The 17,696-nt window shown below is 38.5% G+C and carries 19 protein-coding genes; 2 read left to right on the forward strand and 17 right to left on the reverse strand.

All coding sequences use genetic code 11. The annotated features are described in order from the left end of the window. The first annotated feature begins 201 nt into the window (after window positions 1–201). Both H5116_RS04810 and H5116_RS04815 read left to right on the forward strand, forming a co-directional pair. Window positions 202–441 (forward strand): RNA-binding protein, encoded by a 240-nt coding sequence (locus tag H5116_RS04810; RefSeq protein ID WP_002958513.1) that lies wholly within the window; start codon window positions 202–204, stop codon window positions 439–441. Window positions 442–833: 392 nt separating this feature from the next. Continuing rightward, the gene (locus H5116_RS04815; protein ID WP_182715655.1) at window positions 834–2,453 is read left to right on the forward strand and encodes a M28 family metallopeptidase; all 1,620 of its coding nucleotides are present in this window, start codon (window positions 834–836) and stop codon (window positions 2,451–2,453) included. Between the two features lie 36 nt (window positions 2,454–2,489). Here the strand turns inward: H5116_RS04815 and H5116_RS04820 are convergent, their stop codons facing one another. The 17 genes from H5116_RS04820 to nlpI form a co-directional block, all read right to left on the reverse strand. Continuing rightward, window positions 2,490–3,437, reverse strand: a complete 948-nt coding sequence (locus H5116_RS04820) for a PDC sensor domain-containing protein (RefSeq protein WP_024603579.1) — start codon at window positions 3,435–3,437, stop codon at window positions 2,490–2,492. A gap of 220 nt (window positions 3,438–3,657) precedes the next feature. Continuing rightward, window positions 3,658–3,873 carry an EF-hand domain-containing protein gene (locus H5116_RS04825; RefSeq protein WP_024597051.1) on the reverse strand — a complete coding sequence of 72 codons (216 nt, stop codon included), beginning with the start codon at window positions 3,871–3,873 and terminating at the stop codon, window positions 3,658–3,660. Between the two features lie 80 nt (window positions 3,874–3,953). Further along, window positions 3,954–4,160, reverse strand: a complete 207-nt coding sequence (locus H5116_RS04830) for a hypothetical protein (protein WP_007585537.1) — start codon at window positions 4,158–4,160, stop codon at window positions 3,954–3,956. Window positions 4,161–4,329: 169 nt separating this feature from the next. Then, window positions 4,330–4,542, reverse strand: a complete 213-nt coding sequence (locus H5116_RS04835) for a calmodulin (RefSeq protein ID WP_007585535.1) — start codon at window positions 4,540–4,542, stop codon at window positions 4,330–4,332. 611 nt (window positions 4,543–5,153) lie between these two features. Beyond that, the gene (locus H5116_RS04840; RefSeq protein ID WP_002958506.1) at window positions 5,154–5,369 is read right to left on the reverse strand and encodes a TIGR02450 family Trp-rich protein; all 216 of its coding nucleotides are present in this window, start codon (window positions 5,367–5,369) and stop codon (window positions 5,154–5,156) included. An 80-nt stretch (window positions 5,370–5,449) separates the two neighbouring features. Next, window positions 5,450–5,803 carry a cupredoxin domain-containing protein gene (locus tag H5116_RS04845; RefSeq protein ID WP_182715656.1) on the reverse strand — a complete coding sequence of 118 codons (354 nt, stop codon included), beginning with the start codon at window positions 5,801–5,803 and terminating at the stop codon, window positions 5,450–5,452. A 20-nt stretch (window positions 5,804–5,823) separates the two neighbouring features. After that, entirely contained in the window at window positions 5,824–8,070 is a 2,247-nt protein-coding gene (locus H5116_RS04850; protein WP_182715657.1) for a heavy metal translocating P-type ATPase, read from the reverse strand. Then, window positions 8,060–8,503: a MerR family transcriptional regulator gene (locus tag H5116_RS04855; protein ID WP_182715658.1), complete on the reverse strand. Its 444-nt coding sequence runs from the start codon at window positions 8,501–8,503 to the stop codon at window positions 8,060–8,062. The genes H5116_RS04850 and H5116_RS04855 overlap by 11 nt, the downstream gene beginning before the upstream one ends. A 508-nt stretch (window positions 8,504–9,011) precedes the next feature. Then, a complete protein-coding gene (locus H5116_RS04860; protein WP_182715659.1) occupies window positions 9,012–9,509 on the reverse strand; it encodes a DUF2059 domain-containing protein in 498 nt (165 codons plus the stop codon). Between the two features lie 130 nt (window positions 9,510–9,639). Next, window positions 9,640–9,972 carry a Na+/H+ antiporter subunit G gene (locus H5116_RS04865; protein WP_002958501.1) on the reverse strand — a complete coding sequence of 111 codons (333 nt, stop codon included), beginning with the start codon at window positions 9,970–9,972 and terminating at the stop codon, window positions 9,640–9,642. 9 nt (window positions 9,973–9,981) lie between these two features. Then, on the reverse strand, window positions 9,982–10,251 hold the full coding sequence (locus tag H5116_RS04870; protein WP_007378493.1) for a K+/H+ antiporter subunit F: 270 nt from the start codon (window positions 10,249–10,251) through the stop codon (window positions 9,982–9,984). Next, on the reverse strand, window positions 10,245–10,781 hold the full coding sequence (locus H5116_RS04875) for a Na+/H+ antiporter subunit E (protein ID WP_002958499.1): 537 nt from the start codon (window positions 10,779–10,781) through the stop codon (window positions 10,245–10,247). Before H5116_RS04875 ends, H5116_RS04870 begins: the two co-directional genes overlap by 7 nt. Then, window positions 10,781–12,298: a monovalent cation/H+ antiporter subunit D gene (locus tag H5116_RS04880; protein WP_024595965.1), complete on the reverse strand. Its 1,518-nt coding sequence runs from the start codon at window positions 12,296–12,298 to the stop codon at window positions 10,781–10,783. The genes H5116_RS04875 and H5116_RS04880 overlap by 1 nt, the downstream gene beginning before the upstream one ends. Further along, on the reverse strand, window positions 12,295–12,648 hold the full coding sequence (locus H5116_RS04885) for a Na+/H+ antiporter subunit C (protein WP_010554685.1): 354 nt from the start codon (window positions 12,646–12,648) through the stop codon (window positions 12,295–12,297). The genes H5116_RS04880 and H5116_RS04885 overlap by 4 nt, the downstream gene beginning before the upstream one ends. Next, complete coding sequence (locus tag H5116_RS04890; RefSeq protein WP_024603510.1) at window positions 12,648–15,440, reverse strand: monovalent cation/H+ antiporter subunit A; 2,793 nt, start codon at window positions 15,438–15,440, stop codon at window positions 12,648–12,650. The genes H5116_RS04885 and H5116_RS04890 overlap by 1 nt, the downstream gene beginning before the upstream one ends. Before the next feature lie 215 nt (window positions 15,441–15,655). After that, on the reverse strand, window positions 15,656–16,831 hold the full coding sequence (locus tag H5116_RS04895; RefSeq protein WP_182715689.1) for a hypothetical protein: 1,176 nt from the start codon (window positions 16,829–16,831) through the stop codon (window positions 15,656–15,658). Beyond that, a complete protein-coding gene (nlpI, locus tag H5116_RS04900; RefSeq protein WP_002958493.1) occupies window positions 16,818–17,696 on the reverse strand; it encodes a lipoprotein NlpI in 879 nt (292 codons plus the stop codon). The genes H5116_RS04895 and nlpI overlap by 14 nt, the downstream gene beginning before the upstream one ends.

Raw genomic sequence — 17,696 nt, forward strand, 5'->3', positions numbered from 1 at the left:
GTACAAATAACCACAATTCAATTACCAATTAATATTACCAATTTACTGATATTTTAAATTTAATTATAAAATCTATTATTTTCAAAGTGATACATAAAAATATTTCTATAGAGTGTTTATTTATATTTGTTTTAAAATAAAATTAGGTTAAACCTGAGTTACTTGAGATAATTAATACTGACATAATTATTTAGGTTCATTATGAAACTATTAGTTCGTAACTTGTCTCGTGCTACCACTGAGCATGAGCTTCGTACTTTATTTGCAGAGCACGGTAAAGTGACTACTTGTAACTTGGTACTTGATAAAGAAACTGGCCAATCTAAAGGTTTTGCCTTTGTAGAAATGCCAAACGACATAGAAAGTAAAAGCGCAATTACTGCACTTAACCAATCTACTGTTGATAAAAGTAAGATCCGCGTAAAACTTGCAGACGCATAAAGCTAACTGCAACCTATGCAAAAAAACCAGCTAATGCTGGTTTTTTGCTTTTAGTGCCAAGTATTGTATTTAAGCTTTATATTTAGCTAAAAAAACTAAGCGGTTATTAAATCGCTTTTTTATACTTATAGTGCCCAGTATTATAAAAGAAGCAGACAGCACAAAAAATGTCTCCTGCTCAGCTAATATTGCAGCAGTAAAAAATGCAATGCCACTAGCTATAAATACCCACTTTTTTACATTGACCCATTATGTGCTCCTTTAGATTGTTCGTTATTTATACGCCTTATAATATCAATCTGCAATTGAATGAAAAGTTCTCTATAAAAATTCGACATCGCTGCGGTGCTTCCTTTATATTGAAAGCCTAATTAAATAACAATATGAAGACTATGGCATCTACTCTTTTAAAAAGCGCTAGCCTAAGCTTGCTAGTTGCACTCTTTGGCTGCTCAGAGCCTGCAAGCGAACAAACTCCATTAGAAAATACAGCAGGTGTAAGCCTTAGCAATATTAAACAGCATATTAAAACGCTAGCCTCTGATGACTTTGAAGGCCGAGGCCCGCTTACTCATGGTGAAGTAAAAACCGTAGGCTACTTAAGCGAGCAATATAAAGCGCTGGGTTTAACCGGTGCTTATAAAGGTAAATACTTACAGCCTGTAAAAATGGCAATGGTGACAGCTAATCAGGATATGCAGTTAAAGGTAGGTGATTTAAGCTTTGAATCAGGTAAAGACTTTACCGCACGTACCGAGCAACTTCAGCCATTAATTGATGTACGCAATTCTGACGTTATATTTGTTGGCTATGGTATTAATGCACCAGAATATAACTGGAATGACTATAAAAATATCGATGTAACTGGTAAAACTGTGGTTGTGCTAGTTAACGATCCAGGCTTTGCTACTCAAAACGACGCCCTTTTTACTGGTAATGCAATGACCTACTACGGTCGTTGGACTTATAAATATGAAGAAGCCGCTCGCCAAGGTGCAAAGGCTGTATTTATTGTTCATGAAACCGCGCCTGCGGCATATCCTTGGGGCGTAGTTGAAAGTTCAAACACCGGCACTAAATACACGTTAATGGATAACAATTTAAACGCGTCTAAATTACCGGTTATGGGCTGGCTAACACTTGATGCGACCGAGCGAATGTTTAACGCCGCAAAGCTTAACTATCAAGATTTAAAACAAGCAGCATTAAATGACGACTTTAAAGCGACGCCACTTAACTTAAAAGCAAACCTTGCCTTTAAAAACGAAGTATCACATGCAAAATCGCATAACATAGTTGCACAAATTACAGGTAGCGAATCACCTGACGAATACGTTGTTATTAGCGCTCACTGGGACCACTTTGGTACTAAACAAACTGATACTGGCCCTAAGATTTATAATGGCGCAGTAGATAACGCTTCAGGCACTGCAGCCACGCTTGAAATAGCACGTATAATGAGCAAAATGAACAAGCAAAAACCATTTAAACGCTCAATTATTTTTGCTAACTTTACAGCAGAAGAAACAGGGTTAATTGGTTCTGAAGAGTTTGCATCGGGTGCGGTTGTACCTACAAAACAAATGGTCGGTTTATTAAATATTGATGGCATGAACGTGCTTGATGGCACTGACTACATTTTACAATACGGTAAAGATTTATCGACAATGGAAAACTATTTAGCAAAGGCTGCAAAATCACAAGGCCGTGTTGTTAAAATGGATCCTCGCCCGCAAAATGGTTTGTTTTTTAGATCAGATCATTTCTCGCTTTCTAAGCAAGGCGTGCCTAGTTTATTATTTATGAGTCTGGGTGATACCGACCCTGAGTACATTGCGCATAAATACCATAAAGAAGCAGACGACTACTCAGCTGGTTGGTCGTTAGGTGGTGTTAAGCAAGATATAAATCTTATTGTTGATATAGCCACACAGCTTGCAAATAATGGCGATTGGCCAAAGTGGACGAGCGAGTCTGACTTTAAAGCCAAACGCGCGCAAGATAAGCAATAAATAGCTATTAAATAGTTATGTAATATAAAAATCCTCCTACTTGGAGGATTTTTGTTTTAAACGAGCGCGCATTAATAGCGTTTCGGCCTTTGCCCCTAAATAAACATAAATAGCCAGTGCAATTAAAAGCCCTACCACTGCCAGCATCATCGCTATGGCAGGCATTAAATATTCCGATTGCCCCAACGCCGCTTTAAACATAGTTAACAGCGCCTCAATTGATATAGCAATCAACACAGTAGAGATAAACCGTGTAATAGTGCGCCGCGTAGACGAGTGCCTAAAAATATCCTTATGCATCAGGATTTCTTCTTCGAGTATTGTTTTACCTAAATCGAATACTGCTAATGCTAGGGTGATGTAAATAATGATACTAAAGGGTTCAAGTGGGTCTGATGAGGTATCTACATGAGTTAATAGAGCGTATATATCACTAAAAACGATATTTAGTAAAAATAATACTAAGCAAAATAAGCACGCCACAATAATACCGTAACCCGCCTTGAAGTAAGGCGACATATTAGCGCGCGCAGTATCACCCATTACAAACTCAATAAGCTGCGTTAAGCTCACATCAACAACCAAGTAATGTTGATTATTAATTGGTTTCTTTAGCTCTTTAATCGCCGATATACATAAATGGTTAGTCGCTATAGAAATATAGGGATCAGTAAAGCACACTTTATCACTTGCTTTAGCGTTCAAAAAATAGGGTCGCTCACTTAAATCTTGTTGATTACCACTTTCACCTAATTTTTTGCTGTATGCGCGTTTAAAGCAGACGTTATTACCCTGCTGCAAACCTTCTGCATTTAAACAATATTGTAATTCTAAAAATGGGTACTGCTTAATCAGATAGCGAGTATCACGTTCTTTAGTTAATCCGTCCTCAATACTCATTAAAATAGATTCAAGTAAACTGTGTATTACATGCTCATATTCGTGGTAGCGCTCAACACTACTGATATAACTCATTCGCGCCATTTTAAATACTCATTAACCTAAGTTATAAATAGATTTGCAAGTTTAAAACCAACAATAAAATAACTTAACAATCAGTAACTTGACACTATTCAAACTCAAGTTTTGCACTACTTTGGTGACTAAATAGTAATATATTAAATTAAATGCACAAAAAAGCAGCTAAGTATTAATTACTTAGCTGCTTTGTGAGTATGACTGGTAAGGTTCTACATAGAGCTTATTACTGAACCTTCGAAAACTCTTCTTTAGATAACTCGCCATTTCCATCTGTATCTAATTGATCAAAAAGCTGTACTAGTTGCGAGTTTACTTGGGCTTCTGTTTTGCTAATTACGCCGTCGCCATCTGTATCAAAAGAATCAAAATCTACCGCAGCAAACGCCGCTGAAGAAGAAGCTAGGGCTACAAGAGCTAAAGTTTTGTGTAATGTTTTCATAATCGTTTCCTTAGGCTTTGAGCCTGATTAGGGGTAAGAAGTCCTTTTCAAAGATCCTTTAGGAGTAAAGTGTCTATAAATTAATATTCAAAAAAATCATTTTCTGTCGGACCACCGCTACTTTGAACATTCAGCTCGTCAAATTGCTCTATCACTTGCACCGATTCTTCAGAGCGACTAATTGAAGCGTTGTCGTCTGCATCGCGTGTTTCAAAGTCTGTGTTTGCAAATACTACTGACGAAGAAACAATAGCCATAAGTACAAATGTTGATTGTAGCTTTTTCATAATTTAATCCTTCAAAAGTATGCGGTGTCCTAAATAAATTTGCTCTATAGTGCTCTCTAGTCACTTCCTGGTTATTCTTTTTAGTAGGCTCCCTTGCCTACTTAGGTTGTCTTTGGCAACTCAGAATTTAGATAACATCACAGAGCATTAACTACTTAAGGCTTTAAGTTTAGGCCTTAGAAAACTCATCTTCAGATAGCTCACCATCTTGGTTAGTATCGAGTTCTTCAAATTTGCTTAAAAGCTCAGCATCCACTGAAGCTTCGGCTTGGCTGATTGCGCCATTACCATCTACGTCTAGCGTATCAAAATCTGTTGCTGCAAAAGCCGCTGATGAAGAAGCTAGCGCCATTAGTACTAATGTTGATTGAAATGTTTTCATAATAGTATTCCTTCATTGGGTTGTTGCGATTAAGGCCTTTGGCTTTCATCACGTTTTGCTTAATACACTCTAGGTATTACAACCTAGGTATTACAACTTCGGTGCCACTTTTTATTTATTACTTAAAAACAATGAGTTAAATGATATAAAGCGAGAAAAGCTTAATTTGGGGAGGTGTTATTGTTGCTATTTAGCAACAGCCATTTAACTAAAAATAATAAACCATTATAAATCAATTGGTTAAGTTTAATTAAAAAGACACACTTTTGCTAAAAAGCCAATAAGGGGGCGTTTAGGTTAGCCTTCAAAATAAACTGAATATGAACATGGAAATTACATAGGATTTATTTGCGGCTACTGAATAATTAATTTATTTATAATCAGTAAGTTATATTGTTTTTGAAATTTATTATAAAAATTTTGGAAAGATATTTTGAAATTAACTGTTTTGTTGCCAAATGGCGAATTTATTTAGGAAGGTTTCAATGCTAAAGCTAAGTTGTAGCATTAAACTCATAATTTAATGCGCTGTAAAGCATAGGTTCGCTTGAGTTAAGCAAACCTACATCGTGTGCCAGCTGTTGGAGTGAGGTAAATTATATAGACTTAAACTACTTCCACCCTTGCAGCCACTTTTGGTTATCTTTTAAATCTCGCCAACTAATTGGATATTGATTTTTTGACATAACAGCCTCGGTAATACATTCAATTACATTGCCGTCTTCATCAAATTCCACCTCAACAATAATGAAGTGTTTTTCTTTATTTATAGCAGGTGTTGCGGTCCATTTACTATTCAATAATTTTTTAGGGTTTAGTTTATTCATTTAGTATAACGACTCCTACTCATCTATTTATACAGCTTATATAAGGTAATTATACGACCCCAACACCTACTTAGTTCAGACTACTCTGCAACTAGCTTGCCTTTGTACATTTGCATTTGGCAATGAAAGTCATACTCACCGGCTTCAAGCGCAGGTAGTTTAACCGTATTGCCATCACCCATTGCCAGCGTTTTACTTATATCAAGCTGTGGAAATACCACTGTTTCGGCGCACGGCGCGCTGTCTTTTCTATCAAAAGTAAGTACAACCTCTTTGTTGGCTGCCACTTTAATGTGTCCTGGCTTATAAACACCGTTATCAACGACTATCGTTACTTTGTTGTCATCACTTTGTGTTTGCTCTGGTTTGTATAGCCAAAACCAATAAATAATTGCAGCTATGAACAGTGCACCACCTATATTAATCATCAACATAATGTACTCCTTAGCTTAAATTACGATTTATTTGGTTTGAAAAAACGTAAGCGATTAGCGTTACTTACCACTGTAAGCGATGAAAGTGCCATAGCTGCACCAGCAACAACAGGGTTAAGTAGGATGCCAAAAAATGGATACAACACGCCGGCTGCAATCGGAATACCCGCCACGTTATAAATAAAGGCACCAAATAGGTTTTGTTTAATATTTGAAATAGTTGCATTACTCACTGCAATTGCATCAGCGAGACCATGTAACGAACCACGCATTAAGGTAATGTCTGCACTTTCTATTGCAACATCGGTACCTGTACCAATTGCAAATCCTACGTCGGCTTGTGCAAGTGCGGGAGCATCGTTAATACCATCACCTGTCATACCCACTATTTCACCATTTGCTTGGCGTTTTGTTACTTCGTTTACTTTATCATCGGGCATTACTTCTGCAATAAAGTCATCAATACCAACTTGTTTAGCAACGGCTTGTGCAGTGGCTTTGTTGTCACCTGTTAGCATAACTAGGTGGATACCTTTATCTTGCAGGCGTTTAATAGCTTCAACTGAATCCTCTTTAATTGGATCGGCTACTGCAATAGTAGCGTGGAGCTTATTATTACTTGCAAAATACATGGGCGTTTTAGCATCACTGGCAAGTGTTTGAGCTTGCTCGGTTGCATCATCAACGGCCACGTTGTATTTATCCATTAGCGCTTTATTGCCAAACAACAATGTTTGCCCGTCAACACTGCCAGTGACACCTTTACCTGTAATTGCACTAAAGTCGGCTACTTTACTCAAAGCTAAGCCCTGCTTTTTAACGTATGCCGTAATTGCTTGGGCCAGTGGATGCTCTGAGCTACTTTCAAGGCTTGCAACAAGTTGCATTACTGTATTTTCATCACTGTTATTAAAGGTAACTACATCGGTAACTTGCGGTGTGCCTTGAGTAATTGTGCCTGTTTTATCTAAAATCATGGTTGTGATTTTAGATGTTGTTTGCAGCGACTCACCATTTCGAATTAATATTCCTGACTCTGCAGCTTTACCAATACCCACCATAACCGACATAGGGGTTGCGAGTCCTAGCGCACAAGGACAAGCAATAATAAGTACAGTGGTAACCGCAACAACGGCATAAGCAATTGATGGCTCAGGTCCAAAGTTTAACCATGCAAGGCCTGCAAGCACCGCAATAATCATGACTGTTGGTACAAATATTCCTGATATAACATCAGCTAAGCGCCCTATTGATGGCTTTGAGTTTTGTGCACGCTTTACCATATTGATAATATTGGCAAGTGTGGTTTCGCTACCAATGTGCGTGGCTTTAAATAATAAAGTGCCACTTTTATTAATACTTCCGGCAACGACTTTGTCGCCCGTTTTTTTGCTTACAGCCATTGGCTCACCAGTAAGCATTGACTCATCAACCGTACTGCTGCCTTCAATAACATCGCCATCCACAGGGATTTTTTCACCCGGGCGTACGCGTACTTCATCATTTTTTACAACATCACTAATGTCGATGTCTTGCTCTTGACCATCGCGAATAACGCGTGCAGTTTTTGGTTGCAGGCCAATTAAGCGTTTAATTGCTTGTGAGGTGCGCCCACGTGCTTTTACTTCAAAAGCGAGCCCTAAACTAATTAAACCGATGATCATCGATGATGCTTCAAAATATACGTGTCTTGCGACTTGTGGTAATAAGTTTGGTGCTATTACTACGAACATTGAATACAACCACGCAGTACCTGTACCAAGCGCTATTAATGTATCCATATTGGCAGCATGGTTTTTAAATGCCTGCCAAGCACCGTTGTAAAATTGCTTACCTGATATAGCCATAACCACAAGCGTGACTATACCCACTAAAAACCAGGCTATTCGTTGTGTGTCGGTGGTCACACTCATATCAAAAATAAGCCCGTATATCATTAACGGTGCACCGACTCCTAACGCTAATATCATATTACGCATTAGCTTTTTGTAATGTGCCTCATCCGATTTTGCTTTTTCATCAAGTGCATCTTGATCAGACTCGTTACTCATTGGCTTAGCTGAATAACCAATGTTTTCGACTGCTTTAATAAGCGTGCTTTCGCGGGCTTTACCTTCTACACGGACAGTACGCTGTGCAAAGTTCATTTCTACATTTTGCGCGCCTTGCACGCTATTAAGGGCTTTTTCAATTTTAGCCACACAACTGCCGCAATTAGCGCCTTCAATAATAAAGTTTTGCGCGGTGTCTTTTGGATTAGTCGTCATTACGCTGCTCCTTATTTGCAGAATCGTTTATTGGATCAACAAAAGATTCTATTAAACTACACACGTCACTGGCATTTGCACCATCGGCTGATGTATCCCATTGCGCCAGAGCTGCATGCATTCTGTTTCGTAATTTTAATGTTTCTTGAAATAGTGCTTCGGTTTCTTCTAGGCGTTTAGTAATGAGTTTACGCGTTAACGGACAAGGACAATTCCCCTGCTCAGACTCGCCTATAATGTGTTGAATATCTTTGAGTGAAAAACCAAGTTGACGAGAGCTAATAATAAACTTTAAACGCTGCTGGTCTTGCTTTGTATATTCTTGATAACCATTTTTTTCACTGCGTATTGGGTTAAGTAACCCAATTCGTGTGTAATGACGAACAGTATCTGCAGTCACGCCCATTAACTTGGCAAGTTGTTTAACATACATAATTTAGCTCCGTCGTGTTTCAATAGCTTCATAATAAACCTAGGTGCAACACATAGGTCAATGGCTATTTTAAAACTAACAAAATAATACTAATTGGCTCAATTAAGTGCTCTATTTAAGACAATAAATCGAGTGGATAACAGAGCAAAGGTTTCGTTATTTAGTTGTTATTATTAATTGCCCCTGCATCCATGCAGTCGTATCTCAAAAATGTTTAACGCAGTTAGCGCCGAATTTATTCCCTCAAATTGATTATGTATTGTTGCTCATTGGTATAGTGACACAAACATAATTAACTTAAGCTGATATTGGCCGTGTATTATCTGAAGGGGGCGTAATTTAGCAAAGAAGCGCCTAAGTAAGGCGCGTATTAATCTAAGGGAGTGTTAATCATTGGTGATTTAATTTATGCAGACTGTTTGGTCTTTAGGCAAGGCAGAGCCTATGTAGTGTGGTTATCCCCCATAAATAGGCGATAACGCAGCATAAATACCAAACATGCGCTGCCCTAGTTTGATTCGCTACGGCTTTGCTCTAATTCGTCGCTTAGTTGCTGCGCTAAAGTTTGTATTTTAGGCATAGCATCTTTCATTAAGCTTTGTGACATTTGCATAGACTCTTGCATTACAACAGGCATTTTTTCAAGTATTTTTTGCCCTGTATCTGTTTTATAAAACGCTAACATATCGGCAATCTCTTGCTCACTAAAATGCTTGTCGTATACATTGACCATCATTGGCTGCATTTTAGCCCAGCTCATTTCGGTTTTTAATACCGTCGTCATGTCGCTGTAGTATTTATCAAAAATTGCTTGCTCAGAAGGCTTAACACCCATTTGGTCTGACATGCCTTTCATCATACCTTCAACCTGGCCGTACATAGAATCAACCATTGAATCTAAATTCATTACATTAATGAGTTCATCTATTTTTTGCTGCTTAGTATTTTGTTCAGCATATAAACTACTAGAAAAAATTAGCAATGATAAAAGTAGTACCTTACCCATAATAATATCCTTTCATATAAATAATGAATTTATAGTCACATGAATAGTTTGTATTGTAAAGGGTACAAGCAATCATTAAAAAGGCCGAATAAAATGAATTTATTCGGCCTTTTATAAATTACTTTTTGCGTTAGTCGTCTTCTACATTATCTAGGCCTTTAGTGCCTTCTTTGGCTTTTAGCTTATGATGAATAGCTGACTTTATTAGCATGTAACCACTAATCGGTGCTGTAATTAGTAAAAATATAGTAATGAGTATTTCTTTAACACTTAGGCCATGCTCTGAACTTGCAAAATAAACCATAGCCGCAATTAACATACTCGCCATGCCTAACGTGGTTGCTTTAGTTGGTCCATGCAAACGCATAAAAAAGTCAGGTAGTTTAATTAAACCTATTGAGCCAATTAAAATAAACGTACCACCAAATAACAATAATATTGATACAACCCATTCGCTGATCATGTTTTCACCTTATTCAATTATATCGCCACGTAGTAAATACTTACACACTGCAACCGTACTTATAAAGCCGAGCATGGCAATGAGCAGTGCAGCTTCAAAATAAAGCCCTGTATCCATACTAATGCTGTATAAAATAATCAGTGCGATGACGTTAATGTACATAGTATCTAGCGCTAAAACACGGTCAGGCACTGACGGACCGATGATCAATCGCCATAAATTAAGCAATAATGATAAGCCAATCATCGAAAAAACAATGAGTAATACAGTATCTAACATTGAAATATCTCCTTTAGTGGAGCTTCGTAGCGTTGTTTTATTTGTTTGATAAGTGCTTCTTCATCTTTAAGATCAAGCACATGTATCAGTAAGTAGCGTTGCGTTGGCTCTTCACCTTCAGGTAACGACTCAGCAATTGGATAAACCTCTGCACTCACAGTACCAGGTGTAAGCGATACACAACTAGCCAATATAGTAATTGGCATGTCGTGTGTTAAATCTATAGGAACTTTTATAAAGGCCGGACGCAATTTTTTTGATGGTCCAAGTATAAGTAAAGCCACTTGTAAATTTGCAACAACAATATCGTACAGCACTATAAGTAACTGCTTAAGCGCCAAGCCTGGCTTTAAAATCAGTGGCTGAGGGTCTCGAAACGAAAAACTCAATATAGGGATAAGTATCGCAAAAATAGTCGCTAATACTAAGTGCCCTACCGATACGCTATTGTTTAACAATAACCAAACCATAAACAAAAATAAGCTACGAAATGGCGTTGGTAACCAACGAAAACGGGCTTGTAATCTCATCACATGCCTCCTTTAAGTACAGCATTAATACCGCCGCTTAGATCATGTAACTGAGTAGCAGCATTTAGCATATATTCACTTATTGGTCCGCCCAAAATAACTAGCAATGGCGAACATGCAAGTAAAGCTATAATTACAGTTACCTGCAACGGGTGTGCACTTGCACAATCGGCATTTTCGCTACTTTTGCTTCTATGCTCCCAGAACAAAGTTGTGCCAGCGCGCGAAAGCGCTACTAACAACGCAAAACTTGTTACTAAATATACTGGCCAAAATAGTAAAGCTTGCTCACTGTTTAATGTCGCTTTAAGTATCCAAATTTTACCTACAAAGCCTGACAGTGGTGGCATACCAACTACCGTTAAAGACGCAATAATAAAGCACACACCTAATAAAAATGGCTGTTTTACAGAGCGACCTGCTACTAGCCTATCGCCAACTTTACCGCGCTGGATTGAAACTAAGTCTGCTAGTAAAAATAGTGCGGCACTAACAAGTGTTGAATGCACTAAATAATATAAAAGTGCAGCAGTGGCATTTACATTTTGCAATGCTATTAGCGCAACCAGCGTACCTACCGATACTAATACTAAGTTAGAGGTGAGTTTACGTAAGTCTTGTGCTGCCATCACACCAATTGCACCTACTATAATGGTCGCAATTGCTAAGCCCCAAAGCCAAGGCTGCGCCATGTGTTCAAGCGCTCCGGCTTGTTCACCAAATATCACCGTATAAACACGAAGCATAGCGTAAACGCCTACTTTAGTCATAATCGCAAACAATGCAGCAACCACAGGTTTAGCACTTGCGTAAGTATTTGGAAGCCATAAATGCAGAGGTAATAGTGCGCCTTTTAAAGCAAATACTATTAATAGCAGTAAGCCGCCTGCTTTTGCTAGATATACATCATCACCTGTAAGTAGTGATACCTTTTGCGTCATGTCTGCAATATTAAGCGTACCAAGCACACCGTACAAAATACCCAAACCAATTAAAAATACGCTTGAGCCAACTAAATTCAATATTACATATTGCAATGCCGCGCGAGTATTTTGTTTATCACCTGCGTGCATTAACAATGCATAAGATGCAATCAGTAGCACTTCAAAAAATACAAATAGGTTAAATAAATCGCCAGTTAAAAACGCGCCATTTACACCTAATATCAAAAAGTGAACAAGTGGGTGATAAAAGCTGCCTTTTTCATCATCGCCAGCACTACCATATAAAATAGCGCCCAAACCTAAAAATGAAGTTAACGTAACCAATAAGGTAGACAACATATCGGCTACTAAGACTATTCCAAATGGTGCAGACCAATTACCAATAGCGTAAACGTTAATACCTGTATTATTAACATGTACAAGTAAAAGCACACTAATGGCAAAAGTAGCTATTGCCATTACAATTGAAACTAAGCGGCGAATTTTAACGCTTTTACCACATGGTGGCAGCAATAAAATAACAGCCGTCAGCATAGGTAATAAAATAGGGAGCGAAGCTAAATGTTGGATCATTTTTGCTCCTTATTATCTGCAGAGGTGTTGGGCACATAACCATCAACATGGTCGCTACCTAAATCGGCGCGTCCACGTATTGCCAAAATAACCACGAATGCGGTCATCGCAAAACCAATAACAATAGCTGTAAGCACTAAAGCTTGAGGTAGAGGATCGGCGTATTCTGTACCAGTACCAAGCACTACCGCTTTATTAATAGTAAGACGACCTGCTGAAAACAAAAATAAGTTAACAGCATATGAAATCATAGTAAGCCCAAGTACTACAGGAAACGTACGAGCTCTTAGCAGTAAAAACACACCGCAACTGACCAATACTCCAACGCAAGATGCGTACAATAATTCCATTAAATATTTACCTCTTTTTTCTGGGTATCTGCCGTCATATTACCTAAGCTTGCCAAAATCATTAGCGTAGCGCCTACAACCGTTAAGTAAACACCTAGGTCAAATGCAATCGCGCTGGCAAGCTCTGTTTTACCGACAAACGGAATATCAAAGTAGTCAAACCAAGTTGTTAAAAATGGCTTATCAAAGAACCAGCTACCCACACCAGTGAACAGTGAAATACCAATGCCTGAAGCTATGATTTTACGATAATTAACATCAAAACGTCCGTTTATCCATGCTGTACCATGCGCCATGTATTGCAAAATAAACGCGATTGACGTTACCAGTCCAGCAATAAAGCCACCGCCAGGTAAGTTATGTCCACGTAAGAAAATATATGCAGAAACCAATAACGCAAGCGGTAATAAACTTTGTGAAATACTCGCCAGTAAGATTGGATGGCGCTCTCGTGCCCATGGGCGCCCTTCGCTGTCACTTGCTGGCATAAATAATGGGATTCGAGAAAGTACTTTAAATATACCTAATGCGGCAATGCCTAATACGGTAATTTCACCAAGCGTATCAAAGCCCCTAAAGTCGACTAAAATAACGTTAACTACATTAGTACCACCGCCACCAATTTTAGCGTTAGCAATAAAGAAGTCTGAGATTGAATCTAATGGACGTGTAAGTAATGCATAACAGATACTCGCTATAACTACACCTAAAGTAGAGGCAATTCCTAAATCTCGAAGTACACGTAATGAACTTGATTCTTTTGGCGTATGCTGGGGCAAGAAAAACAATGCCAGCATAAGTAAAATAATAGTAACAACCTCAACAGTTAACTGTGTAAGCGCTAAATCTGGAGCAGAAAAACGTGTGAACACAACCGATACCATTAACCCTACGATTGAGAGCATTAACAACGATACCATTCGAGAGCGATGCCAAATAACGGTAGCAAGAGCACCAATAATCAATAAGCCCGCACCAATTGCATTGTGCACATCAACAGGGGTAAGTGGCATGCTGCCAGCAAGTTGTTGCATTTCAAATAATGGCCAACCGGCACACAGTAAGACTACCGCTAACATAATTACTAGGTAGCGCTGCAGCGATCCATTTTCGATACTGCTTACCTTTGACTGACACCAAGCAACAACACTTAAAATTACACGTTCAAAGGTTTTTTTAGCATTTAAAGGTGGTAATGACGCTTGAAACTGAAATAGATATTTACGATTAATATAAATAAATAAACCGCCAGCAATCGCCATTGCACTCATTAATAGAGGCAAGTTAAACCCGTGCCAAATAGCCAATTCGTAAACTGGCATTTCTTTTCCAAGTACAGCTAAAGACGCCGCAGATAAAATGCCATCAATTGTAAAGTGTGGGAACATACCCACTAGTAAACAAATCACAACTAATATTTCTATTGGTACACGCATATAACGTGGCGGTTCGTGCGGCGTGCGAGGTAAATCGATTGGCTCACCATTAAAGAACACGTCATGAATAAAGCGTGCGGAGTACGCAACAGCTAATGCGCCTGCAACCGTTGCCAGTACTGGAATTAACCACGACATAGAACCAAGCACTTGCTGATGCAGCGTTTCTGCGAAAAACATCTCTTTAGACAAGAAACCATTAAGTAATGGAACCCCTGCCATAGCAGCCGCCGCGACCATTGCAAGCGTTGCAGTGTATGGTAAGTATCGCCACATACCATTTAATTTACGCATATCGCGCGTGCCTGTTTCATGATCGATAATACCAACGGCCATAAATAACGACGCTTTAAACGTTGCATGGTTAATTATATGAAATATAGCAGCAACAGTCGCAAGCTCAGTATCAAGCCCGAGTAATAGCGTTATTAAACCCAAATGGCTTATTGTTGAGTAAGCTAACAATCCTTTTAAATCGTGTTTGAATAATGCTATGTAAGCACCAAACAACAGCGTAGCTAAACCTGTTAACCCAACAAGTAAGAACCACGTATCGGTGCCAGCTAAAGCAGGATGAAAACGTGCTAATAAAAATATACCGGCTTTTACCATGGTTGCAGAATGTAAATACGCGCTCACTGGCGTAGGCGCTGCCATTGCATGAGGAAGCCAAAAATGAAAGGGAAATTGTGCCGATTTAGTAAACGCACCCAATAGCACCAATACTAATGCTACTTCGTATAAATCGTGAGATTGAATTATCGCTTTACTCGCTAGGATAACATCTAGGTCATAACTACCAACAATATCACCTAATAGCATTAAGCCTGCAAGTAACGCTAAGCCGCCCGCGCCTGTTACAGCAAGAGCCATACGAGCACCCTTTCGCGCTTCAGACTTATGCCACCAAAAACTAATTAATAAAAATGAGCTGATGCTCGTTAATTCCCAAAACAACCACAGCTGAATAACATTGTTAGACATAACAATGCCAAGCATTGCGGTCATAAACAGCATTAAATAACTATATAACTTAGCCATTGAGTCGTTGGCACTGAGGTAGTAACGCGTGTAGAGAATAACGAGCAAGCCTATGCCTAAAATCATAAACATAAACAATAAACTGAGGCCGTCTAACCGCAGAGATAGGTCGAGCCCTATTGACGGGATCCAAGCGAAAGAGTAACGAATGGTTTCGCCCGCTAAAACTGCAGGTGCATGGTATAAAGTTATTCCCAAAGCCGTTAAAGGCGCAAGAGCCGTTAAACTAGTGCTTAAATTGCGGGATAACTTACCTGTGCATGCAGAAATAACACTGCCAATTAAGGATAACAAGGGTATCCAGAGCAAAGTCATAATGTAGGGCCTTTTATAATCATAAGTTTATCAGGGCATCTCTTTTTAATACTAAGGGATGCTTTTACTGCCTGTTTTTAAACGACATTAATGACTATAGTTATACTGAAAAACACTGATTTTGTCTATAAAAAGCGGTTCTGTATGGGTGTTTTTTAAACATGCACTAACAATTTATTAAGCCTACAAAAACAATTAATTAATACTGATAATTGTTAATTTAATATGGCCTTATTTGCAAATGTAAGCGCGCTGGAGTGGCGATAAGAATTACCATTGGTCATATCTAAATGCTTCAACCAAATCTCTCTATACTGCGCCGAGAGCCCTAACTGCTGATATTGCATAATAGACCAATTTTCACTAGGTTTATATGCAACACCACCTATCTGGCAACTCTTTGCTTTATGCCAGCCTATTGGGGGCGACTCATCATGAGAGATAAATAAATTAGGTGCCACAAAACCCGTTTTTGCACACAACCATGCTTGTTTAGCTTTAGGTAGCGCATATTCATCTTCAAAACCGTTAAAATGCATCAACTCATGCAAAAACACACTGTATTTTGCTTTTGAGTTTATTAGCATTGTTCCTTTAGTAACATTAGCCGTTCCATCTTTTGGCATCATTACTATAAAATCAAAATTGTTAGGAAGCTGGTTATTGAGTTTAGCTGATTGCCAGTCACACTTTGCTATTTGATTAATGCTACTTTTACACTCAAGCATACCTGCAACGTAAACTGGTTTTGAAAAGCAAAAAATATTTTCACGAGGCTCTGGTTGTTTATTATAAGCATTAATAAACTCGGTGAGTTTATATAAGCCTCTACGATGATCGCTCATAGCCAGCACGTTAAACATACATTGCTTATTAGGTTTGCTTATATTTATTAAAGATGAAAAACCAAGGGCGTGGATAAACTCACTAGATACTTTACTCTGTGGTGTTTTTAACTGAAGTTTTAGATGATTTAGCACATCCCCTGCTGGTAATTTGTTTTTACTAGCGAGTAACTTTAAATCGCTCCAACGTGAGTGCTCAAGTAACTTTGCTGCTAATATTTTACGCTCTGGGATTGTTAAGTCATTTAATGCTCTGAGCCAAAATTGTTTTGCAGTATCGCTCTGACTGTTTTTAATAAGCTTAAGAGAATACATATATTGGGCTGAAGAAATTTTACTGCGGGCAAGTATAGCTAAAGAGGTATTTGGTAACTGCTCTAAATGATCAGAAAAATAACCGGGTGATTTCCAATAACTTTGTAGCACATTAGCTTTTGCGTTTAAAACATGCCAAAAGCCAATAGCGCCTAGGTGATTACTCGAGCCTGTAATTAACAAACAACATAGTAATACACCTATTAATTTAAAACGCTTAACTTGCGTCAACACCTTGCATCAACTCAAGCTCTAAACGCGCATATTTGTACTCAATAAACTCGTGTACATTAGTTGCTAGCGCAAGCCTAAAGTAGTCTGATGCTAAATACAGCTCACCTGCTGCTTGATGCATTTTAGCTAAATAAAAATAAGCTTCGCATAAACGCTGCGCATATTCTTGCTCAGTTCTAACACCATCACTAATGCCAGATAAAAATGCATGTTCACTCATATCCCCCGTATAAAGAGAAATTAACTGGTACGCCCATTGTGATTCATCAAGCGCAGTGGCATTTTGTTTAAGTGCATCAAGCGCAACGGCTTTATCCTCTTGTGCTTGTGCTAAATAAACCCATAAAACTCGGTACGGATCTTTTGGAGAGCGAGCTAAAAATTCATTAAAATCATTTTTAGCAAGGCCTGCTCTGTCGCCGTAATACAGTGCGATACCACGATTTAAATAGGCGTATTCATGCTCTTCATCAAGTTCTAGGGCAGAATCGAAAAACTCATAGGCTTTTTCATACTGCTGCATAAGCGTATGTTGAATACCTAAAAAATTATACACTTCAGCTAAATCAGGCTTAAGCTTTACTGCGCGATTAAAATCAATACGCGAAAGAGTTGTCATACCTAGACTATCAAAAAGTACACCACGGTCGTAATAAAGCTTAGCTTGTTGTTCTTCGCTTAAGTCGGCTCTATTTAATAGCTCTGAGTAGCGTGCAATAGCAATTTCACTTCTAAAGTCAGAAGCTAAAGGTGCAGTAAATGGCACATTAACAATCGGGGTTGGTTCTGATTCTGTTGTAGTTTGGCAAGCGCTTAAAGACAAAATAGCAAAAGATGCCAAAGCTAAATGTTTGAGTATCAT

This window comes from Pseudoalteromonas sp. SG45-2 (genome assembly GCF_014164115.1).
GTDB lineage: Bacteria > Pseudomonadota > Gammaproteobacteria > Enterobacterales > Alteromonadaceae > Pseudoalteromonas > Pseudoalteromonas distincta.